Annotated in this window: 21 protein-coding genes, 1 riboswitch and 1 other annotated feature; of the genes, 7 read left to right on the top strand and 14 right to left on the bottom strand. The window is 43.8% G+C overall.

The annotated features are described in order from the left end of the window. Positions 1–31 precede the first annotated feature (31 nt). The 6 genes from hisH to ATB74_RS14110 form a co-directional block, all read right to left on the bottom strand. Positions 32–646 (bottom strand): imidazole glycerol phosphate synthase subunit HisH, encoded by a 615-nt coding sequence (gene hisH, locus ATB74_RS14135; RefSeq protein ID WP_060982828.1) that lies wholly within the window; start codon positions 644–646, stop codon positions 32–34. Between the two features lie 9 nt (positions 647–655). Further along, a complete protein-coding gene (hisB, locus tag ATB74_RS14130) occupies positions 656–1744 on the bottom strand; it encodes a bifunctional histidinol-phosphatase/imidazoleglycerol-phosphate dehydratase HisB (RefSeq protein WP_050646859.1) in 1089 nt (362 codons plus the stop codon). Between the two features lie 131 nt (positions 1745–1875). Continuing rightward, a complete protein-coding gene (gene hisC, locus ATB74_RS14125; RefSeq protein ID WP_060982829.1) occupies positions 1876–2916 on the bottom strand; it encodes a histidinol-phosphate transaminase in 1041 nt (346 codons plus the stop codon). A gap of 9 nt (positions 2917–2925) precedes the next feature. Then, complete coding sequence (hisD, locus tag ATB74_RS14120) at positions 2926–4227, bottom strand: histidinol dehydrogenase (protein WP_060982830.1); 1302 nt, start codon at positions 4225–4227, stop codon at positions 2926–2928. Beyond that, positions 4227–5123, bottom strand: coding sequence for an ATP phosphoribosyltransferase (hisG, locus tag ATB74_RS14115; RefSeq protein ID WP_048617711.1), 897 nt, complete (start codon positions 5121–5123; stop codon positions 4227–4229). Before hisG ends, hisD begins: the two co-directional genes overlap by 1 nt. 53 nt (positions 5124–5176) lie before the next feature. Next, positions 5177–5312 (bottom strand) — a sequence feature (His leader region). Between the two features lie 190 nt (positions 5313–5502). Next, entirely contained in the window at positions 5503–7095 is a 1593-nt protein-coding gene (locus ATB74_RS14110; protein WP_060982831.1) for a Na+/H+ antiporter NhaC family protein, read from the bottom strand. Positions 7096–7207: 112 nt separating this feature from the next. After that, positions 7208–7385: riboswitch (Lysine riboswitch) on the bottom strand. 364 nt (positions 7386–7749) lie between these two features. Between ATB74_RS14110 and ATB74_RS14105 the strand changes: the two genes are divergently transcribed. Further along, positions 7750–8160 (top strand): H-NS family nucleoid-associated regulatory protein, encoded by a 411-nt coding sequence (locus tag ATB74_RS14105; RefSeq protein WP_017060262.1) that lies wholly within the window; start codon positions 7750–7752, stop codon positions 8158–8160. A 194-nt stretch (positions 8161–8354) separates the two neighbouring features. On the opposite strand, the gene ATB74_RS14100 is transcribed toward ATB74_RS14105, so the two are convergent. Then, complete coding sequence (locus ATB74_RS14100; RefSeq protein WP_017065317.1) at positions 8355–9659, bottom strand: inosine/guanosine kinase; 1305 nt, start codon at positions 9657–9659, stop codon at positions 8355–8357. A gap of 102 nt (positions 9660–9761) precedes the next feature. Continuing rightward, the gene (locus ATB74_RS14095; RefSeq protein WP_010439986.1) at positions 9762–10031 is read right to left on the bottom strand and encodes a hypothetical protein; all 270 of its coding nucleotides are present in this window, start codon (positions 10029–10031) and stop codon (positions 9762–9764) included. A 204-nt stretch (positions 10032–10235) separates the two neighbouring features. On the opposite strand from ATB74_RS14095, the gene mnmA reads away from it, so the two are divergent. The 3 genes from mnmA to purB all read left to right on the top strand — a co-directional run bounded on the left by mnmA (position 10236) and on the right by purB (position 13547). Next, positions 10236–11372, top strand: a complete 1137-nt coding sequence (gene mnmA, locus ATB74_RS14090; protein WP_060982832.1) for a tRNA 2-thiouridine(34) synthase MnmA — start codon at positions 10236–10238, stop codon at positions 11370–11372. Between the two features lie 43 nt (positions 11373–11415). After that, positions 11416–12033, top strand: coding sequence for a high frequency lysogenization protein HflD (gene hflD, locus ATB74_RS14085; RefSeq protein ID WP_009848813.1), 618 nt, complete (start codon positions 11416–11418; stop codon positions 12031–12033). A gap of 143 nt (positions 12034–12176) precedes the next feature. Beyond that, the gene (gene purB, locus ATB74_RS14080; protein WP_019822492.1) at positions 12177–13547 is read left to right on the top strand and encodes an adenylosuccinate lyase; all 1371 of its coding nucleotides are present in this window, start codon (positions 12177–12179) and stop codon (positions 13545–13547) included. Positions 13548–13813: 266 nt separating this feature from the next. On the opposite strand, the gene htpX is transcribed toward purB, so the two are convergent. Further along, positions 13814–14677: a protease HtpX gene (gene htpX, locus ATB74_RS14075; RefSeq protein ID WP_060982833.1), complete on the bottom strand. Its 864-nt coding sequence runs from the start codon at positions 14675–14677 to the stop codon at positions 13814–13816. 277 nt (positions 14678–14954) lie between these two features. Here htpX and ATB74_RS24295 point away from each other — a divergent pair, with 277 nt between their 5' ends. Further along, the gene (locus ATB74_RS24295) at positions 14955–15122 is read left to right on the top strand and encodes a hypothetical protein (protein WP_017078977.1); all 168 of its coding nucleotides are present in this window, start codon (positions 14955–14957) and stop codon (positions 15120–15122) included. Positions 15123–15260: 138 nt separating this feature from the next. On the opposite strand, the gene ATB74_RS14070 is transcribed toward ATB74_RS24295, so the two are convergent. Continuing rightward, complete coding sequence (locus tag ATB74_RS14070; protein WP_060982834.1) at positions 15261–16151, bottom strand: LysR family transcriptional regulator; 891 nt, start codon at positions 16149–16151, stop codon at positions 15261–15263. Between the two features lie 101 nt (positions 16152–16252). Between ATB74_RS14070 and ATB74_RS14065 the strand changes: the two genes are divergently transcribed. Both ATB74_RS14065 and ATB74_RS14060 read left to right on the top strand, forming a co-directional pair. Further along, positions 16253–17641 (top strand): MATE family efflux transporter, encoded by a 1389-nt coding sequence (locus tag ATB74_RS14065; protein ID WP_244267558.1) that lies wholly within the window; start codon positions 16253–16255, stop codon positions 17639–17641. A gap of 33 nt (positions 17642–17674) precedes the next feature. Then, positions 17675–17893, top strand: coding sequence for a hypothetical protein (locus tag ATB74_RS14060; RefSeq protein ID WP_060982835.1), 219 nt, complete (start codon positions 17675–17677; stop codon positions 17891–17893). Between the two features lie 76 nt (positions 17894–17969). On the opposite strand, the gene bioD is transcribed toward ATB74_RS14060, so the two are convergent. From bioD to bioB, 4 genes are read right to left on the bottom strand one after another with little or no spacing between them, the layout of a single operon-like run. Beyond that, positions 17970–18653 carry a dethiobiotin synthase gene (gene bioD, locus ATB74_RS14055; protein ID WP_060982836.1) on the bottom strand — a complete coding sequence of 228 codons (684 nt, stop codon included), beginning with the start codon at positions 18651–18653 and terminating at the stop codon, positions 17970–17972. Next, on the bottom strand, positions 18650–19453 hold the full coding sequence (gene bioC, locus ATB74_RS14050) for a malonyl-ACP O-methyltransferase BioC (protein WP_060982837.1): 804 nt from the start codon (positions 19451–19453) through the stop codon (positions 18650–18652). Before bioC ends, bioD begins: the two co-directional genes overlap by 4 nt. Continuing rightward, positions 19454–20665, bottom strand: coding sequence for an 8-amino-7-oxononanoate synthase (bioF, locus tag ATB74_RS14045; protein WP_060982838.1), 1212 nt, complete (start codon positions 20663–20665; stop codon positions 19454–19456). Further along, positions 20652–21704 (bottom strand): biotin synthase BioB, encoded by a 1053-nt coding sequence (gene bioB / locus ATB74_RS14040; protein ID WP_016792500.1) that lies wholly within the window; start codon positions 21702–21704, stop codon positions 20652–20654. The genes bioF and bioB overlap by 14 nt, the downstream gene beginning before the upstream one ends. Positions 21705–21776 lie beyond the last annotated feature (72 nt).

Genomic DNA, 21776 nt, shown 5'->3' with positions numbered 1-21776 from the left:
TATGGCAACGTTGTCCGCTGCCTAATCCTTATTACAATTCCAAGAAGTTCTGAATCAGCTTAGAGCCAGCTTTCGAAGAGCGCTCTGGGTGGAACTGAACACCATAATAATTGCCACTTTGAACCGCTGCGGTGAACGGATTACCGTAATCACATTGTGCGATGGTGTAGTCACCTACAGGCATTGCGAAGCTATGAACAAAGTAGAAGTACTCGCCTTCTTCAATGTCTTTAAACAAAGGGTGATTCGGTGTTGCCGTTACGGTGTTCCAACCCATGTGTGGTAATGGCAAGTCGCCCGTTTCAAGTAAACGAACTTCACCATCACACAAACCTAAGCATTCAACTAACTCGTCAGCCTTTTGACCTTTCTCTTGAGACAGTTTGCCTAACAGTTGCATACCTAAACAGATACCTAGCAGAGGCTTCTCTACTTGCTTCACAAGGCTAACAAGGTCACGCTCTTGTAGGTTCTTCATAGCCTCACTTGCTGTACCTACACCGGGTAGGAATAGCTTGTCGGCAGCAAGAACAACTTCTGGTTCTTTTGATATTTCAACTGCGTAGCCCAGACGTTCAATCGCAAACTTCACCGATGACACATTGGCACAACCAGTATCAATAATAACTACTTTCTGCTCTTTCATACCGATCCCTTACAGAACGCCTTTGCTGCTTGGTAACTCGTTACCTTCAACTTTGATTGCTTGACGAAGAGTACGGCCAAACGCTTTGAACAGGCTCTCAATGATGTGGTGATCATTATTGCCATCAGAAGAAAGGTGTAGCGTACAAGCCAATGTATCGGTTAGAGAACGGAAGAAGTGAACCACCATCTCTGTTGAAAGATCACCCACTTGCTCGCGGCTGAATTTAGCATCGAACTTTAGGTATGGGCGACCAGAAAGGTCTAGCGCACACTGAGCTAAACACTCGTCCATTGGTAGGCTAAAACCAAAACGACCGATACCACGCTTGTCACCTAGTGCATCTTTCAATGCTTGGCCTAAAGCTAGAGCGGTATCTTCTACTGTGTGGTGATCATCAATGTGCAGGTCGCCCTTCACAGTCAGGTTCATTTGGAAACCACCGTGTGTCGCGATTTGGTCAAGCATGTGGTCGAAAAAGCCCATACCAGTGTCGATCTTGTTGCCACCGGTTTCATCAAGGTTTACTGCCACCTTGATATCCGTTTCTTTAGTAGTACGTACCACTTCAGCAACACGTGCATTAACCGTCAGATCTTTAACAATTTGTGGCCAGTTAAGTGTGCCTTCGGCTTCCGCATCCGGACCATATTGGATACCGCGGATAGCCATGTTCTCTGCCAGTTGAAGATCCGTCATTCGGTCGCCAATCACAACAGAGTGTTGGAAGTCGACTTTACCGCCTTGTAGATACTCTTTAACCATACCCAGTTTAGGCTTGCGGCAAGAGCAATTGTCTTCGTCAAAGTGAGGGCAAATAAGCACGTCGTCAAACTTAACGCCTTGAGATTCGAAGAACTCCATCATCATATTGTGTGGCGCATCGAAATCTTCTTGTGGGTAGCTATCAGTGCCTAGACCATCTTGGTTAGTCACCATTACTAGACGGTAACCAGCGTCTTGCAGTGCAAGTAGGCTAGGAATCACTAGCGGTTCAAATTTTAGTTTGTCTAAACGGTCTACTTGAAAGTCAACTGGCGGCTCAACAATTAAGGTGCCGTCACGGTCTATAAAAAGTATTTTCTGTTGTTTACTCACTTGAACTTCCTTTTAATTTTAAATCTGGTGGCCTAGCTAAAATCAAACGCTAACCCAAAATATTGGTTTCACTTGCCAGCCCGCGATTAATCAACTCAAACTGGCAAATGTTATTACTGGTAAGCCTTTCGTTACTGATAAAAGTTACGAATGAATCCAAGTGTCTTTTCGCACTCTTCGCGGTTACCAATACTAATACGAACACAGTCTTCAATTGGTGAATTACGCAAGATGATGCCCGTATCCCAAGCCGCTTTAAACAACTCATCGCCGTTCGGGAATTTAACCAGTAGGTAGTTACCCCAACCATCAAATACCGTCACTTGAGGCATGCCTAATAGACCCGCTTGCAAATACGCTCGGTTAGCACTTAAATCCAGAACTTGGAACTTAGCTCGCGCGAGTCCTTGTTCTGAAAGTGCTTGAACGGCTATGTCAGCAACAGGGATTGGCACAGGATAAGGAGCAATCACTTTCAGCAGCACATCGATAAGCTCTTTATTCGCTAGTGTAAAACCACAACGTAAACCCGCTAAAGCAAAAGCCTTCGACAAGGTGCGCAGGATCGCTAGGTTTGGATATTGCTCAAGCAAATCAACGGTTGACGCTTCTGGACAAAAATCGATATAAGCTTCATCCATCACCACAATCGCTTTGTCTTGTGTCATTTCAAGCAGATTGATGATGTCTTTACGATCCACCAAATTACCGGTTGGGTTATTTGGGCTACAAACAAAGACCACTTTTACGTTGTCGAGTTGAGCTTCAATCGCTGGAAGATCCAATTGCCATTCAGAAGTCAGAGGCACAACTTTACGCTCAACACCAATCGTCTCTGCACTGATTGCGTACATACCGTAAGTCGGTGGGCAGTAAAGAATAGCGTCTTCGTTCGGCTCACAGAAAGCACGAATCAGTAATTCAATGCCTTCGTCAGCACCACGCGTTGTCAGTGTTTGTTCTGATTTCACACCAGCGTATTGGGCATAAACGTCAATCAGATCTTTTGGCTGACACTCGCTGTAGCGGTTAAGACGAGACAAGTTCAGGTTGTACTCATTATCAAACGGAGATTCATTGGCGTTCAACCATACATCTCCGCTGCCACCAATGCGTCTTGCAGACAAGTAAGGTGTCAGAGCCTGAACTTGTTTTCTTGCTAACTTTTCCATGCCCTACCCTTATTTTGCTTTATTTAACTTTTCAACTCGGATGGTCACAGCGCGTTTGTGTGCATCCAAGCCTTCGGCTTCCGCCATTGTTACTACTGTTGGCGCTAGGCCTTTCAAACCATCAGCCGTTAGTTCTTGAACCGTCATTCGCTTAGAGAAATCAGCCAAACCTAGACTTGAATAAGTCTTGGTATAGCCGTAAGTCGGAAGAACGTGGTTTGTGCCTGATGCGTAGTCACCTGCAGATTCTGGGGACCAGTCACCAAGGAAAATTGAGCCTGCATTATCTAGTAATGGCAGCAATTCACGTGGATTCTTGGTTTGAACAATCAAGTGCTCAGGACCGTAGAAGTTCGAAATCGCAATCGCTTGAGTGATAGATTCAGCAATGATGATTAGGCTTGAAGCCAATGCTTGCTGAGCGATGTTCGCACGAGACAGTTCTTTCAGTTGCTTCTGAACCGCTTCTGTTACTTGGTCTGCAACCACTGGAGATGGTGTTACCAGTACAACCTGAGAATCAGGACCGTGCTCCGCTTGGCTCAACAAATCCGCAGCAATGAAGTCTGCATCTGCAGTTTCATCGGCAATCACTAACACCTCAGACGGGCCAGCAGGCATGTCAATCGCTGCGCCGCGGAAGTCGTTGCTTACTTGACGTTTCGCTTCCGTTACATAGGCATTACCCGGGCCGAAGATCTTGTCGACCTTAGCCACACTCTCGGTACCGTAAGCCATTGCAGCCACCGCTTGACCACCACCAACGTTGTAAACCTCATCGATCTTACAAAGCTTAGCGACATACAAGATTTCATCAGCGATTGGCGGAGGTGAACAAAGCACAACCTTACGACAACCTGCGATTTGAGCTGGAACACCTAACATAAGAACCGTTGACGGAAGTGGCGCACTGCCACCTGGAATATAAAGGCCAACAGTATTAATAGCGCGCGTCACTTGCTCACACACAACACCAGGCTGTGTCTCAACCTTAATTGGCTGTGGCTTTTGAGCTTCGTGAAACTTAGCAATGTTGTTATAAGCTTGCTCTAACGCTTGCTTCATCTCCGGTGTTAGACGAGCACACGCCTCTTCGATTTCACTTGAACTAACTCGAATAGATTCTGGAGTCACACCATCAAACTTTGCAGTCAGCTCTTTAAGTGCGGCATCGCCTTCATTTCGTACTTTTGCAATCACATCAGAAACAGTCGCTGTGATGTTTGCACCTTCAGTAATAGCTGGACGCTCTAATACCGAATCTTGCTGTGATTCACTTAAAGATTGCCAAACAACGGTTCTCATCGTCACTACCCCATCATTTTTTCGATTGGTAATACTAGAATCGAGCTTGCACCCAACTCTTTCAGTTGCTCCATTGTTTCCCAGAACAAGTTCTCTGTACTTACTAGGTGAACGGCAACTTTGTCTTTGTCTGTAGATAGTGGAAGAACCGTTGGATCTTCAGCACCAGGCAGTAGTGCTTTGATTTGCTCTAGCTGAGAGGTTGGCGCGTGAAGCATGATGTACTTCGACTCTTTCGCTTGTTGAACACCCTGCATACGAGTCAGTAGTTTTTCAATCAATGCGGTTTTATCTGCGTCAAACTCACCAACACGTTGAATCAGTGTTGCTTTAGATTGGAAGATAGCTTCTGCTTCTTTTAGGCCGTTCGCTTCTAGCGTTGCACCTGTAGAAACTAAATCTGCGATAGCGTCTGCTAGACCTGCGCGAGGAGCAACTTCAACCGAACCTGTTAGCATACAAGTGCTGAATTCAACACCCTGCTCATCCATGTAGGCTTTGAGTAGTTGTGGGTAAGTTGTCGCAATACGTTTGCCCGCAAGATCTTGTGGGCCGTTGTATACTTCATCTTTGTTGATTGCGATAGAAAGGCGGCAACCACCAAAGTCTAAACGACGAAGTGTGCGAAACTCTGATGGCTCTTTTAGAGCAACACGGTCTAGGCGAACTTCTTCTAGTTCATTTTCACCGATGAAACCAAGGTCAACCACACCATCCATGATAAGACCTGGGATGTCATCATCACGAACTAGTAACAAGTCGATTGGCATATTTAGTGAATGAACAACTAGGCGCTCACCCATGATGTTAAATTTAACACCACATTTTTTAAGTAGATCTTGGCACTCTTTGCTTAAGCGACCTTTCTTTTGAATTGCGATTCTTAGGCGTTGTGTCTGCATTGCTGTATCCCTGTGCAAATATTTGAATTTATTGATTATTTAAAAGCGCTAAAACTAAAAAACCCTCGGAAGACTTTGTCATCCCGAGGGTTTAAATCTAAATTCTTTGACTTAACCTCCGGGAGAATTCTTGCTCCCGGGTATACGTAAATCTCCCCGAAAGACTAGATAGGGTGATGATGGTGATGAATGTTCATTACTAATTTACGCATACTTATAAGCTCTTCAGTTGTTTGCTTTCTTGTCTCCACACTAACTAAGCTGAGATCCTTTTTCAACCATTTATTCGAACTTTTTTCACGAAACTTAAAATTAAATTAACAAGCACAAAAAAGGGAGGCTAACGCCTCCCTGATAGTTTACTGATTAGCTTTCAGTTTTAGCTTTTGCACGTCGCCATTTTACAGCGAGAGAAGTAAGCCAATGCAAAACATACAGCGACAAACGTTAGAGACGCTGCGCCAAATGCGATGCTAATTGAAGATGTCATACCTAGGGTAATGAAACCAATGCACGATACGAACGCCACAGACAGCGCGTAAGGAAGCTGAGTCGATACGTGGTCAATGTGGTTACAACGAGCACCTGTAGAAGATAGAATTGTTGTGTCTGAGATTGGAGAACAGTGGTCACCAAATACAGCACCCGCTAGAACCGCACTTAGCATCGGCAGGATTAGCGCGATGTCAGATGCAGCAGCCATGTCACCCGCGATAGGTAGCATAATACCGAACGTACCCCAAGATGTACCTGTCGAGAACGCCATAACGCCAGCTAGAAGGAACAAGATAACTGGTAGCCAGTGGTAATCAATGCTGCCCGTTACTAAAGACGATAGGTAAGAACCTGTTTTCATGTCGCCGATGACAGAACCGATCGTCCAAGCGAACACAAGAATCAGGATAGCGCCAAACATAGAGCTTGCACCGATCCACATAGTTCTTGCGATGTCTGCCATAGACAACTTCTGCTTAAATACAGTCGCTAGCGCCACAAGTAGACCGATGATGCCACCGTAAACAAGAGACTTGCCTACATCTGTGTTTTCAAACGCACCTAGAAGATTAAATGCCTGACCATCAGCAGCAAGCGCTTGGCCACCGGTGTAAAGCATCGCGGCAACCGTCGCTACGATTAACGATACGATTGGCATAACTAGATCAGAAACTGAACCGTTTTCGCTCTCTTCGATGTCTAGCTCTTCGTTTAGATCGTGAGCTTGCTTTTGATCGTTGTCGCCTTCAAAGCCACGGCCTTGAGATGCTTCGATTTCATGCTCACGCATCTTACCAACATCTAGACCGAACCATGCCACTGCAAACACCATTAGTAGTGCGAATACAGCGTAGAAGTTCATTGGGATAAGACGAACGTAAGCACCCAGTGCAGAATACTCTGTAACACCGTGTGTCACTAAGATGCCACCAATGATAGTGATGATGTAAGCACCCCAGCTAGAAGCAGGCATAATCACACACATAGGAGCAGCCGTTGAATCTAGGATATAAGCCAGCTTAGCGCGAGATACGTAGAAACGGTCTGTTACAGGACGAGAGATAGCACCAACCGCTAGGCTGTTAAAGTAATCATCAACGAAGATGAATACACCTAAGAAAGCAGCAAGTAGTTTTGAACCACGTTTGCTCTTAACGCGAGACTGTGCCCACTCAGCAAATGCGCGAGTACCGCCAGACAGTGTTAATAGTGCAGTTGTCATTCCAAGAATAATTAGGAATGCAATGATGCTCATATTCCAAGTGTTAATGCCGCCATCTTCGATGAAAACACCAGATGCTTTAGTAAACACGTAGCTAGCTGCGTTACCTACTGAGTAATCAGCAAGTAGAATCGCACCCATAACAATACCGACACCCAAAGAAACCAATACACGTCGGGTAACAATAGCAAGAGTCAATGCAACCAAAGGAGGAAGCAGTGATAAAGGCGATGTTGCAAAATCTATTAAATTCATGATCTTCAAAAACCAGTTTTTTATTTGGCTAGAGATCTACTGCAGACAAACTTGATACGGCTGACCAAGTTCATGTTGAACTAAGCGAAAGGGAAGTGAACACTTCACCCAACCCTACAGTAGCGCTCCATAGTTTAAAATTAAGACTATGGCAGTGTTGTACCTATTGAGCACAACCCCAGCAAATTGCTTAGATATACAATTTACTTCGGCAATTACACCTTTCATTCCCGTTCATTGGCATCACCCCAACGGAAGTTACTTTTTATAATTGCACCTCTACGTGCGATAACATTATTAACCGTGTAAACCAGAGTTTAACAACAAATTAACCAAAGACTCGCATCAGGTAGCCGCAATTGTACTCATCAAGAGCAACAATGCAACATATCATTCCGAGAAAAATAGCTTTTTGTTAATGAAGTAATCAATAACAGAATAGTCAACTCTGGTGAACTACTCCACCAGTCACATATCATTTTTTAAGATAATCTTAATAATTATTATAAATTCGATAGGAATACAACGTTGAGTTTTCAACTATTCATCTCACTTTTATATTTTAATATGTAATAGAAGAAATACTATTTGTTTTATTCTTGGGCTCTGTTTATTATTAGGAGGATTATTTAGTTTACCTTGATGGAAAATATCATGTCTGAATTAACAAAAACTCTATTAAATATCCGTAGCCTTCGTGCGTTCTCACGTGAATTAACTCTTGAGCAACTTGAAGAAGCGCTAGACAAGCTAACTATTGTTGTACAAGAGCGTCAAGAGTCAGAAGCTGAAGAACGTGCGGCTAAAGCAGAACAAGAAGCTAAACTTTCTGCTATTGCTGAACAAATTGCAAAAGACGGAATTGATGTTGCCGATCTTATTGCTGCACTTTCTGGTGAAGCAAAATCTAAAACAACAAAAGCTAAACGTGCTCCTCGCCCAGCAAAATACAAATATGTAGATGCGAACGGCGACGAGAAAACTTGGACAGGTCAAGGCCGTACGCCTTCAGCTATCCAAGAACAGCTAGATGCTGGTAAATCTCTAGAAGAGTTTGCTATCTAAACATTTAGTTTACTTAGTGAGTAATCAATTACACACTAAGCAATAGAATTAATATTTAAGTCAACCAAAGTATTATTTACGACTTCAATATATTCAGAAACAAAAAAGGCTCCTTTCGGAGCCTTTTTTATATTTGTACTATCAGTATTAGAAACTAACTGATACTGATAGTACTACTGATTAAAGAAAGTAACTTATCTTTCCCAGTACGCTTCTTCTAGGCTATCTTCTCTTTCAGGAAGGCCGCGAGATAAACGTGGAGAGTGTTGAACTAACACTTCATAGCTCGCACGGTTTGAATATTTACAAACTTGTGAGAAAGAAGAATACGTCAAGAACGAATGTTGGTGCTTACTTGAGTTTGGTACGTTTTCTTTGTGGTACTTATTAGCAGCCATATCATGTAATAAAGCTGATAACGCAGCATCACCTGCACCATTGGTGTTTTTGATCTTTTCTGGACCACCCATGTATGGCGCAATGTGCGAATACACTTTAGTTGGGTTTTCACATAAATCTTTATGCGCAGGACGGCTAAATTCAAAACGGTTGAATTCAGCAATTGAACCTGGAAGTAAAGGCAGTGACGTTTCACGCTTAGCTGCATCTTCCGTATAACCAGCCATAAATAGGCCAACAGGTCCCGCAGTACATAGAACAAGGTCTACCCACTCTAACGCTTTATCTGATGCAGCAAGCGGATCGCTTTCACCCGTTAATGCTTCAGCTTCGTCTTCATTCATTGCAACAACCGTTACGTGTTGCTCAAGGAAATCTTTCCAGAATTCTGGATCATCTTGAATAACGAACTTAGTACCCAGTGTAAGCACGACTGGCACATCGTATTTCTTCGCGTACTCGATCGCTTTCATTGTTGCTTCTGGCATCGGGTCGCCTGGCTTACAACGAACTAAATAAGCCGTTAAAACTAAAGCAGAAGCACTTTTGAAGATTTTTTCAGGAATGCTTTCTGGTTTTAATTGGTTCATCTGTCCTTCGCTAATTGCGAAAGTACGTTCACCGTCTTCTGTAATTAATGCAAAGCAGCGACCAATTGCGCCATCTACCCCTTGTAAATGGTTCAGATCCATTCTGCTTGATGTATTACATAAATAGCGGTAACCGTAGCTACCAATCTTAATATCTTGGCTCATTACACCTAGCAGTGTTGAACGGTCATCCGCTAGCACTGAATAGTTGTGTAATGTGTTACCAATTGTGCCACCAGCGTATTCATTGGTAATCAGGCACTGTTCTTTTAATTCTTGATATAAAGATTCAGCGGCTGCGTCACCAATAACCAATGAATGTCCCTTGCTCAAACCATACTTCTCAATAAGTTCAGAACTCACCTTTGCTTCAATATCCACCAATGTTTGATCAATACCGATAATATGAGTGCGTGACATTCTTTTACTGCTTTGAGCTTGGCTCACTAAAGGATCACGAGCGTGAACCGGAAAGTAGTGCTTTGATTTACGTTGTCCAGGGAATTTCATAGGGCTAGTCTAAGTCAAGGGGAAATAGGTGGCGGATTCTACCGCGCTATATTTAACGCGGCAATCTTTCAAACTATAGCAAACGTTTGCTGAAGGTTTTTTTTATTCGCCTTCCATAAAGCTTAAATCAGGCAGCATGCCCAAATGCTCTGCGTAACGTTTTTGATTAAACTCCGCGCCGTTTTTCATAACGTCAAATACTTCAATTGCCAGCGCACATGCCATAGCCGCAATTGCCTCTTCACGAGGAGTACCAGTCATCATTAAACGCATCAACGTCTCTTTCACTTTCACTGGTTCGCCATCTTCAAGCTGGTTTTCGATAATCTCAATCAACTCTTCTTCTTGCATAAATTCATTTTGTTCAGACATTTTTTTATCTCAGGTCTTGGATTTCGAGCGACTATGCCACATATACTTCTGACATCCTAGCGACTCACCTCGCTCTCATGCGATTCTCTAACAAAGTCAGCGCACTATTTGTGCAAATGAAACTGTGATTCCGGTCTCGGATCTGTCACGGCGTTTCTCTTTCTGTTAGAATCTGCGACCAAGTAATAGTAACGGTGTTTAGACATGTCAGATATCAGCTCTGGAAACAGCGAAAAGAAAGTAATTGTCGGTATGTCCGGCGGTGTAGATTCGTCAGTATCGGCGTATCTTCTTCAGCAACAAGGCTATCAGGTAGAAGGCCTTTTCATGAAAAACTGGGAAGAAGACGATAACGAAGAATACTGCACGGCAGCTGAAGATCTTGCTGATGCTCAAGCGGTATGTGACAAACTAGGTATCCACCTTCACACTATCAACTTTGCTGCAGAATACTGGGACAACGTATTCGAATACTTCCTTGAAGAGTACAAAGCAGGCCGTACGCCTAACCCAGATATCCTTTGTAACAAAGAAATCAAATTCAAAGCATTCTTAGAGTTCGCGGATGAAGTGCTAGACGCAGACTACATTGCGATGGGTCACTACGTTCGTCGTACTTTCCCAACTCAAGAAGAGCTTGATGCTGGCGTAAAACCAGAAATGCTACGCGGTCTAGACAGCAACAAAGACCAAAGCTATTTCCTATACACGCTAAGCTCAGATCAAGTGTCACGCAGCCTATTCCCTGTCGGTGAATTAGAGAAGCCAGAAGTGCGACGTATTGCTGAAGAGCAAGACTTGATCACAGCGAAGAAGAAAGATTCAACAGGCATCTGCTTTATCGGCGAGCGTAAGTTCACTGAGTTCCTTGGCAAATACCTACCAGCACAACCGGGTAACATCGAAACACCTGAAGGCCAAGTTATTGGTCAACACCAAGGTTTGATGTACCACACGCTAGGTCAGCGTAAAGGCCTTCATATTGGTGGCACTAAAGGTGGCGGCGGTAACGAAGAGCCATGGTTTGTTGGTGAAAAAGATCTGAAGCGTAATGTTCTGATCGCAGTGCAAGGTAAAGATCACCCTCTTCTAAAATCAGAAGGTTTGATCGCTTCTCAGCTTCACTGGGTAAATCGCACACCAATTACTGAAGTTATGACATGCACGGTAAAAACACGTTACCGTCAAACCGATATTCCTTGTACAATCATCCCAATTGATGATGAGAACATTAAGGTTATTTTTGATGAACCACAGATTGCTGTGACCCCAGGTCAATCGGCAGTGTTCTACCTAGACGACGTTTGTCTTGGTGGCGGTATCATCGAAAAGCGCATCTAACCGAACGAACAACAAACGATAGAAGACAACTAGGAGTTACTACGTGGCTAATACACTTTATGACCGTACGATTGCTTTCGCCGGAATTTGCCAAGCTGTGGCTTTGGTTCAACAAGTAGCGAAAGACGGCCATTGTGATAAAGACGCCTTCGAAGCTTCACTCAGTGCTATTTTAAATACCAACCCGGCGAACACTGTGGGCGTATTTGGACGTGAAGCGAACCTAAAGCTAGGTCTTGAGTGCTTAGTAAAAGGTATCGATAGTACTCCAGCTGGTAGCGATATTACTCGCTATATCATCAGCTTGATGGCTCTTGAGCGTAAGCTATCTTCTCGTAACGACTCAATGTCTCAGCTTGGCGATCGCATTCAAACTGCAGAACGCCAAACTGAACACTTTGATCTGTTTGACGAGCAAATGATCAGCAACCTAGCGAGCATCTACCTTGATGTTGTAAGCCCTATTGGCCCACGTATTCAGGTATCTGGCACACCGGCGGTACTTCAACAGACATCGAGCCAGCACAAAGTTCGTGCACTCCTTCTGTCAGGAATTCGAAGTGCTGTTCTTTGGCGCCAGGTTGGTGGTAAACGCCGCCACCTTATCTTCGGTCGCAAGAAGATGATCGAGCAGGCTCAAATCCTACTAGCTCGAATGTAATTTATTAGCTCGCGCCTCGTCGCGAGCTTGTTTTTTGTATCAACACAACTCTCACGCAAACGATTGCGCAATGTGCGTGACAATTGAGATTGTTACTGGTATAAACCTCTCAAAATTTAGAAAACTCAATTCAGGAGAACACCATGGAACTGTCAGCATTGACTGCTGTTTCACCAGTAGACGGCCGTTACGGAAGTAAGACTATTGCATTACGCAGCATCTTTAGTGAGTTTGGACTACTAAAGTACCGCTCTATCGTTGAAATTCGTTGGTTACAAAAGCTTGCAGCAACTGATGCAATCAAAGAAGTACCAGCGTTCAGTGCAGAAGCTAACCAGTTTCTTGATGAACTAGCCGCTAACTTCAGCGAAGAAGACGCTCTGCGTATCAAAGAGATTGAGCGCACGACAAACCACGACGTAAAAGCGGTTGAGTACTTCTTGAAAGAGAAAGTTGCGGGCGTTCCTGAGCTTCACGCCGTTAACGAATTCATTCACTTTGCATGTACTTCTGAAGACATCAACAACACATCTCACGCGCTTATGCTTAAAGAAGCTCGTGACACAGTGATTCTTCCAGAAATTCGTAACGTAATCGATGCTATCAAAGCACTTGCGAACGAGTACCGTGATATTCCTCTTCTTTCTCGTACACACGGTCAGCCAGCTTCTCCTTCTACTATGGGTAAAGAGATGGCGAACGTTGCGTACCGTATGGAACGTCAATTCAAGCAAATCGAAAGCGTTGAGATCCTAGCGAAAATCAACGGCGCTGTAGGTAACTACAACGCTCACCTTTCTGCATACCCTGAAGTTGAATGGCACCAATTCAGCGAAGAGTTCATCACTGAATCTCTTGGCGTAACTTGGAACCCGTACACAACTCAAATCGAACCTCACGATTACATCGCTGAGCTATTCGACGCTGTTGCTCGTTTCAATACAATTCTTCTAGACTTCGACCGTGACGTTTGGGGCTACATCGCTCTTGGTCACTTCAAGCAGAAGACTATTGCTGGAGAAATCGGTTCTTCTACGATGCCGCATAAAGTAAACCCAATTGACTTCGAAAACTCTGAAGGCAACCTTGGTCTAGCTAACGCAGTATTTAGCCACCTTGCACAAAAACTTCCAGTTTCTCGCTGGCAACGTGACCTAACTGACTCTACGGTTCTTCGTAACCTAGGTGTTGGTGTTGGCTACGCAATCATTGCATACACTTCAACTCTGAAAGGTATTAGCAAGCTAGAAGTTAACCGTGAAGCGCTACTTGCTGAACTAGATAAGAACTGGGAAGTACTGGCTGAACCAGTACAAACAGTAATGCGTCGCTACGGCATCGAGAAGCCATACGAGAAGCTAAAAGAGCTAACTCGCGGTAAGCGTGTAGATGGCGAAGGCATGCGTGCATTCATCGACGGTCTTGAAATCCCTGCAGACGAGAAAGTTCGCCTGAAAGAGATGACACCAGCAAACTACATCGGTCAAGCAATCGAGCTGACTGACAAGCTGTAAGATTCGAACAAACGAATAAACAAAGGCTTCCCACGTGGAAGCCTTTTTGTTGCGTAGAACAAATATCTCGAACAACAGTGCCCTAAGTAAAGCAACAGCCGTCAATCAAACCTGACATATCCAACTAGCCTCTCCCATTCAAGTACTGCAAGTCGTATTAAACAAACACCCGTTCCTTTTCTTAAGCAGCAAGTACAAAAAAGGCCTCCCGAAGGAAGCCTTTAGAATACATATTGCCGCTTAACGACCGCAGCTTGTATTAGAGACTACATGTTACGTAGAGAAGCAATACGCTTATCTAACGGCGGGTGGCTCATTAGAAGCTCAGTTAGAGACTTCTTACCATTGATACCAAAAGCCATCATAGAACCTTCTAGTTGTGGCTCGTGGCTCACCTTTAGACGCTCTAGCGCTGCAATCATCTTCTCTTTACCTACCAAGTGCGCAGCACCTGCATCAGCATGAAACTCACGATGACGGCTGTACCACATCGTAATAAAGCTCGCTAGGAAACCAAATACCAGTTCCAACACCATAGACACACCGAAGTACACCATCATGTTGCTGCCACCCTCTTCTTCATTGTCATTCGACGCAACAATATTCGCAATGAAACGAGATAGGAAGATAACGAACGTGTTCACAACACCCTGCATTAGAGTCATTGTCACCATATCACCGTTCGCAATATGGCTAACTTCGTGAGCTAATACCGCTTCAGCTTCGTCACGCGTCATGTTGTGTAGCAGGCCCGTTGATACTGCGACCAATGAATCGTCACGCTTAGCACCTGTAGCAAATGCGTTGATATCTGGCGAGTCGTAGATCGCCACTGTTGGCATACCAATACCAACTTGTTGAGATTGACGGCTTACCGTCTCCATCAACCAATGTTCTGTTTCGTTACGTGGGCTTTCAATGACCATACCGCCTACAGAGCGTAGCGCCATTTTCTTCGACATCATTAATGAAATGAATGAGCCGCCAAAACCAAATACCGCAGCCATCACCAATAAGCCTGATAGGCTACCGGGTTGCATACCTGTGACTGCGTATACAATATTAAGAACAACACTTAGTACCAATACAACCGCTAGGTTGGTTGCAAGGAACAACATTACTCGCTTCATTACTTATCTCCGCATGAAAGCTGTTTTTATAAAACTTATTGTTATAGACAAGGCAGACAGCAATAGATTCCAACCTTGAAGACTTATACTTACTTATACATATAGTCTTAGATTAAGAAAACAAGGTTAAGCATTAAATTGCAACATTTGATTACGAAACCTTATCCTAATTAATCCTAGTCTATTAGACCTAAGTCGTATGGTGTCGATATAACAATCCGTTTACAGTGACTTCAGATGATTTATTGGCTAGTCCATGTACAAAAAGGGAAGAATCATGGTTGAAGGTACTAACACTCAAATGGCTATCGATTTACTGTGCTGTCACCTAGGGATTACTGAAGAAGAAGCGAAAAAGCAGATAGGAATCCTAACACCACAAACGGCGCAGACCAAAATCACTGAAACACAGCAAGCTTTAATGGGACTAACAAAAGAACATTAATCCCACGCTTAGTTTTGATAGGCTTAAATTAGTAAAAGGGCTGCAATCGCAGCCCTTTTCTTATTGGTAGAACTCTATATTGACTAACTGACAGTGCCTCAACTTTCCTTATAAGACAATTATCGATAGCCTACACCACTATTGAAAATACCGTTTCGCCAGCACAGCACACTCTTCACAAAGCGCTTTGATAAATGGGTCACGCTCTAGCTCAATAGTATGAAACAAGCTAAAAGGCACTTTGAAATCGTTACAAAGCAAGCTCGTCTCTTTCTTTTGTATCACCCCCTTCCGCACGCTATTTTCTGCCGTTCGATTAGGAAGCAACGCCCACCCTTGCTCTTGAAGCAGTTGAATAATGAGATCGCTACTACTCACAACACGTGTACAGTAAGAGAACGCCTTTATGACGCCCTCTGCTTTTAACGCGTTTTCACTCAAATATTGAACCTCCAACTGCGCATCTTCGAGGCCAAAACTCTCTTTCGTCGCTAATCTAGAATCCGAACCTACATATAACCCATAATCGACATAGCCAAGATGTTGAAAATAGGCAGGGAACGACAATGAAATTGAACCTCTTGTCGGGAAGAAAGCAAAATCTAACTCTGCACTTTTCAATTCCTCCAGCCCAATTTCACGGTTTCTTGCTAGCCAATTAATACTGACAAATGGAAAAGATTTTGCAGCCCATAATTCGAGGCATTTCAAAAAATCAAAAGGAAAGTCAGTGTCATAGCCGATATTAAAATGTGTTCTAGCATCGTTAAATAAAAACTTACTGATTTCTGCCAACTTACTATCTTGTCGAATAACTAAAATAGCGTGTGGGTAGAGTTTTTCTGCCGCTGAGCTCGCGACTGCCTTTCTTCCTATGATAGAAAAAAGCTCGTAACCTAATGAATCTTCGTAAGATTTCACCAACTCTCGAATCGTAGTACGGTCTTTCTTTAAACGACGTCCCGCAGCACTAAATGAATGTTCCTCATAGACAGCGACAAAAGCTCGCAATTGTTCCAATGTATGCATATGACCTCTTGAACTTGAACGTAACACCCCATCATAAGTGGTTTTATAGGGTGCTAAAGTACAATCATAATTGCTAGCAGTATTTCTTACTTGTTAGTGCTATGACTCCCAAAAAAAGAACAATAACTTCAAACCCACTGGTGCGGTTTAATGCCCCACTCTTAAAGCAGCTTTTTGCTCTCGCGCTCCCTATAACGCTACAAAGTATCTTTTTTTCTAGCAAAGGAGTAATTGACCTAATCATGATTGGTCAATTGAGCGAAAATGACATCGCTGCTGCAGGCGTTGCTAGCCGAGCCTTATTTGTTGCTACCATTATTCTCTCTGGCGTAACAACTGCCGGAGCGATCTTAATTGCTCAATATTTTGGAAAAAAAGATCACCAAGGAACAAGAAGAGGTACTGCATTAACCTGGTTACTATCAAGCTTACTCGCCTTAATACCTTTTGGTGTTCTGGCGCTGGCAAATTCACAGATAATGGGACTGTCTTCTAATAACATTGAAGTTCAAGCTTTAGGCTCTCAATATCTGTTTGTTACCAGCTTTAGTTTATTTTGTGTAGCTTTTACAGGCAGTATCGCCGCCTACTTACGCTCGGTTCATCAAGCCTCAACCAGTCTATATTTAAGTAGTATTGGGATTATTCTTAATATATTACTTAATTGGGTATTCATTTTCGGGCACTTCGGTGCACCACAAATGGGGTTGAAAGGTGCCGCTATTGCAACGTTAATAAGTTGTGGGCTTGAAGTCGTTATAACGCTTATCTATCTGAACCTGAGTAAAAGCTTAACCTTATTCAATTCCTCAGATATCAAACAAGCTTTACAGTTTACCCACATAAAGCAACTCACTTGTTTGGCCTTCCCTACCACTGTGAATTTTACATTATGGGCAGGAGGATTATTTGCCTATACCTCAATCATGGGACAAGCAAGCGACGAAGGTCTGATTGTTTTATCGATCATTACACCGATTGAAGCATTTTCGCTTAGCTTTTTGATTGGCATCGCCAACGCCTCTGCCGTCATTATTGGCAACCATATAGGTGCAAAAGATTTTCAGTCCGCCTACCACCACGCTATCGTGTTCACTGCGACCGCATTCTTGGTTACCCTTTGTGTATCTCTATCTTTATACGCACTCAAAGACAGCATTCTAAATCTCTTCACCTCGATGGAAGCCACGACTAGAGAGCTAGCCAATAAGTTCTATTTGATTTTGTGTATCGGAATTGTTTTGCGGTCACTCCCAACAACAATGGTCGTTGGCGTGTTACGAGCAGGAGGTGATGTAAAGTTCTGCTTATACCAAGATCTCTTTACCCAATGGTGCTTTGGTATACCTTTAGCTGCAATAGGAGCTTTATTGATCGGGTTAAGCCCTCAATGGATCTTCGCTCTGTTTTTCTTGGAGACTCTGTTCAAATGGTTTGCATGTATCCATCGGTTTAGAAGTAAAAAATGGCTGAACTATCTAGCCCAATAACACACTTTAAGAAGATAAAATTGAGAGATAAAAATGAATCTAATCACCTTGTATGAAGCCTACGGAGTCACAATCGCAACCCTGCTTTTCATAGCAATTTATATATTTATTCATATTAAGTACATTCGACATCATGAAGCCCACAAACGGTTTCTTGATGCTTTGTGGGCACTAATGAAAAACACCATTCACGGCGAACATATTCGAACAATGGGCTATAAACCGGATAACAAAGAAGATAGAAAGATGTAATGTGGGATAGTGAAGCCTAAATAAAAAACCGAGTGTAAAGATTACACTCGGTTTTTACGAAAACAAAATATTGAAACTATAGATTCAGAAGAGGCTGCACATCGATGTACTTACCAATGTTCTTAGATTTTGCTTTTGGCACGTAAGGAATTTCACCCAGTTTTGGCGCGCCTAGCTTATCTTCCAACATCGCAATAATATCTGCGTAGTGCTCAGTACCTGGATTGATACGGTTTGCAACCCAACCTACTAGGTTTAAGCCATCAGCACGAATCGCTTCTGCCGTTAATAGAGCGTGGCTCAAACAACCAAGTTTAATACCCACGGTAAGTACCACTGGCAGTTGCTCTTTTTTAACCCAGCTAGAAAGATATTCATCGTCTGAAACCGGGACTCGCCAACCACCAGCACCTTCAACTAACACGATGTCAGAGTTTTTCTTATGCTCTTCTAACTTCGCTGATAATACCGCTTCATCAATTACAACACCATCATGCTTAGCAGCGATGTGAGGCGATGATGGTAGCAACAACGCGTATGGATTGACGTCTTCGTAAGCAATATCTTGCGTCGCCGCTTCTTGAAGATGCAGTGCATCGCTATTACGTAGTCCTTCGGGGGATTTTTCACTCCCTGCAGCAACTGGCTTGTAACCAATTGTTGATAAATCTTGTGCGGCCAAAGCTTGAAGAATCGCTTTTGAAACCACAGTTTTTCCCACTTCGGTATCCGTACCTGCAATGAATAATGCATCAATCATAATTGAATAACCCCTAAACAAACTTGATATGTTGCTGGTAAGAAACCTTGATGGTTTTTAAACTCTCGATATTCCCGTTCAACAAGCTGCAACATGCGACGACTTGTTAAACCTTGTGAGCGACCACTTACGTGATTAGCGCCGATACCTTTAAGGTCGCGCATCAGTTCAAACGCAGTGTCGTACCAAACGGTGATGGTGGGCAAGTCTAGTTGATGAGCCGCACAGCTAGATTGCGCTAACGCAATTTTTACCTGATTGATTGTAATAAAATGGTTAACGTGTTGATGTGCGTCAATTTTGGACCACGACTTTTTCAGCTCAAACAGTGACCCATCAAGCAAAGTTGAGAAAATAACACGCCCACCAACCGCTGTAACACGCTTCATCTCTCTCAAAGGTGACGATAAGTCGTCACACCATTGTAACGCAAGGCTAGAAAAAACGATGTCAAAACACCCATCTTCAAACGGTAATTGTTCAGCATCGGCTTGTTGATATAAAGAGACAGATGCACCACAACGCTTCTCTGCTGTTTCTAACATTCCAACAGAAAGATCAGCGCAAACCACTTCAGCGCCTCGTTTCACCATCTCTTCGGAGAAATAGCCAGTGCCACAACCTAAATCGAGCACCTTAAAGCCTGACAGATCACTGGGTAACTTATCCAGCAGTCTGTGGCCGACATCTCGCTGGAATTCAGCGTGTTTGTCATAGGTTGTTGCTGCTTTACCAAAGGCTTCGGCAATCGCACTTTTGTCTTGGCCGACGTAATTATCCACTACTGCTTCTTGTGACATTTACTGAGCCTCTTTAGTTGATTCAAAGCTTGGATGGATACCCGATTTAACGCCTGAGTCGATGTTTCGTGCAATGGCTTGATGCAACGACCTGGTTAACTGCAGAATCTGTTTTTGGCTATGTTTAGCCGTTAACGTGATTCGTAATCGAGCGGTTCCAGCAGGAACGGTTGGTGGCCTTATTGCGGTCACCCAAACTTGGTTTTGCTTTAACTCTTCAGCAATAGATTGTGCAGATTGGGCTTCGCCGATTAAAAACGGCTTGATCGGCGTCTGAGTATCCACAAAACCTTTCAAGCCGCTCATTTGCTCTGCATAGAGAGACCCTAACTCCGCCAGCTTTTCTCGGCGCCACTCTTGATTTTGAATCATCTGACAGGCACGAGACAAAGCCACCGCTTGTGAGGGTGGCATTGCCGTAGAGTAAACGTGATGACGAGCAAACTGAGTTAAGTAGTCACCAGCTTCTGACGAACACAAAACTGCAGCACCAGATAGACCAAATGCTTTGCCAAAAGTGACGACTAGAATATCGGGCGTTATTTGTGCCGCGCTGCAGCTCCCTGCCCCTTTATCACCCAATACACCGATACCATGAGCATCATCAACCACCAGCCAACTGTCGTATTGATTAGTCAGGCTAGAGATATGTTCAAGAGGTGCTTGGTCACCATCCATGCTGAATACGCCTTCAGTGACGACTAATGATTGTGGAGACCGACCTAATAACGATTCTAGGTGCTGCGTATCGTTGTGCTTAAAACGTTTCATTGTTGCAGGACAAAGCACCCCCGCTTCCATCAAAGAGGCGTGGTTAAGTCTGTCTTGCAGCAGAGAGTCGTCTTTTTCGAGCAGAGAAAACAACAAGGCTTGGTTAGCACTGAAACCAGAACTAAAGAGAATGGCACGTTCAAAACCCAACCATTCACAAAGTTGAGCTTCTAAATTTCGATGAGCAGGACTAAAACCCGTGACCAATGGCGATGCCGCACTGCCAGCACCATACTGAGAAAGTCCCGCTTGCCACGCCTCCACCAATTCAGAATCGCTCGCCAAGCCTAGGTAATCATTACTCGAAAAATTAATGAAGCTAGAACCTTCGCTAGTAAGCAAAGGACCGTTACTGTTTTCTAACACCTTAAGTTGACGAGTTAACCCTTGCTCACGGCGATGAGCAAGAGCTCTTTTGATACGAGATTTAAACAGTGGCATCGTAGAACATGTCATCTTTCGTTGGACGAGCAGCGACGCGCTCCACCACTTGATCTAACAGTTCGTTTTCTTGAATTTCATCAGGCTTCTGAGCCACTTGTTGGCTGTTGATCCCTAACTTCTTAAATAACTGCATGTCCGTGTCTTCATCTGGATTTGGCGTAGTCAGTAGCTTACAGCCGTAGAAAATAGAGTTCGCGCCCGCCATAAAACACATCGCCTGCATCTGTTCATTCATGTTTTCACGACCGGCAGATAAGCGAACCGCAGACATTGGCATCATGATACGAGCAATCGCAATCAACTTAATGAAGTCAAAAGATTCAACATCATCGACGTTTTCCATCGGTGTGCCTTTCACTTTCACGAGCATGTTGATTGGCACACTCTCTGGGTGTACAGGAAGGTTCGCTAGCTCTACAAGCAAGCCTGCACGGTCATTAGTACTTTCGCCCATACCGATGATACCACCAGAACAGATCTTCATCCCGGCATCACGTACGTGAGATAGCGTATCTAAACGATCTTGGTAAGTACGAGTGGTAATAATACTGCCGTAGAATTCTGGCGACGTATCAAGGTTATGGTTGTAGTAGTCCAAACCTGCGTCTGCAAGCTCACCTGCTTGATCAGGCGTTAACATACCTAGTGTCATACAAGTTTCTAGGCCCATACCCTTCACACCTTTGATCATGTCAGTTAGGTGAGGCATATCGCGTTCTTTCGGGTTTTTCCATGCCGCGCCCATACAGAAACGAGTTGAGCCCGCATTTTTGGCTTTTTGCGCCGCATCCAAAACACGCTCAACTTCCATTAAGCGTTCTTTGTCGACATCCGTTCGGTAGTGAGCACTTTGAGGACAGTACTTACAATCTTCAGGGCAAGCACCAGTCTTTATCGATAACAGCGTACTCACCTGCACGTGGTTGTGCTCTTGGTACTGTCTATGAACCACTTGAGCTTCAAACATTAAATCCATAAACGGTTTTTCAAGCAGCGCTGTTACTTCAGCAACTGTCCAGTCATGACGAACTTCCACGTGTCGATCCTTTTTATTATTTGATGTTGCATCCCTATCACTAGAGATTGCATTTATGCTTGGCTAGTCTAC

It is taken from the genome of Vibrio splendidus (genome assembly GCF_001557875.1).
Lineage (GTDB): Bacteria > Pseudomonadota > Gammaproteobacteria > Enterobacterales > Vibrionaceae > Vibrio > Vibrio splendidus_F.
This window is presented reverse-complemented; position numbering and strand designations above follow the sequence as displayed.

Coding starts and splice junctions, on each gene's coding strand:
- hisH (WP_060982828.1), bottom strand. CDS start 646: ATGAAAGAGCAGAAAGTAGTTATTATTGATACTGGTTGTGCCAATGTG.
- hisC (WP_060982829.1), bottom strand. CDS start 2,916: ATGGAAAAGTTAGCAAGAAAACAAGTTCAGGCTCTGACACCTTACTTG.
- hisG (WP_048617711.1), bottom strand. CDS start 5,123: ATGCAGACACAACGCCTAAGAATCGCAATTCAAAAGAAAGGTCGCTTA.
- ATB74_RS14110 (WP_060982831.1), bottom strand. CDS start 7,095: ATGAATTTAATAGATTTTGCAACATCGCCTTTATCACTGCTTCCTCCT.
- ATB74_RS14105 (WP_017060262.1), top strand. CDS start 7,750: ATGTCTGAATTAACAAAAACTCTATTAAATATCCGTAGCCTTCGTGCG.
- ATB74_RS14100 (WP_017065317.1), bottom strand. CDS start 9,659: ATGAAATTCCCTGGACAACGTAAATCAAAGCACTACTTTCCGGTTCAC.
- ATB74_RS14095 (WP_010439986.1), bottom strand. CDS start 10,031: ATGTCTGAACAAAATGAATTTATGCAAGAAGAAGAGTTGATTGAGATT.
- mnmA (WP_060982832.1), top strand. CDS start 10,236: ATGTCAGATATCAGCTCTGGAAACAGCGAAAAGAAAGTAATTGTCGGT.
- purB (WP_019822492.1), top strand. CDS start 12,177: ATGGAACTGTCAGCATTGACTGCTGTTTCACCAGTAGACGGCCGTTAC.
- htpX (WP_060982833.1), bottom strand. CDS start 14,677: ATGAAGCGAGTAATGTTGTTCCTTGCAACCAACCTAGCGGTTGTATTG.
- ATB74_RS24295 (WP_017078977.1), top strand. CDS start 14,955: ATGGTTGAAGGTACTAACACTCAAATGGCTATCGATTTACTGTGCTGT.
- ATB74_RS14070 (WP_060982834.1), bottom strand. CDS start 16,151: ATGCATACATTGGAACAATTGCGAGCTTTTGTCGCTGTCTATGAGGAA.
- ATB74_RS14065 (WP_244267558.1), top strand. CDS start 16,253: ATGACTCCCAAAAAAAGAACAATAACTTCAAACCCACTGGTGCGGTTT.
- ATB74_RS14060 (WP_060982835.1), top strand. CDS start 17,675: ATGAATCTAATCACCTTGTATGAAGCCTACGGAGTCACAATCGCAACC.
- bioD (WP_060982836.1), bottom strand. CDS start 18,653: ATGATTGATGCATTATTCATTGCAGGTACGGATACCGAAGTGGGAAAA.
- bioC (WP_060982837.1), bottom strand. CDS start 19,453: ATGTCACAAGAAGCAGTAGTGGATAATTACGTCGGCCAAGACAAAAGT.
- bioF (WP_060982838.1), bottom strand. CDS start 20,665: ATGCCACTGTTTAAATCTCGTATCAAAAGAGCTCTTGCTCATCGCCGT.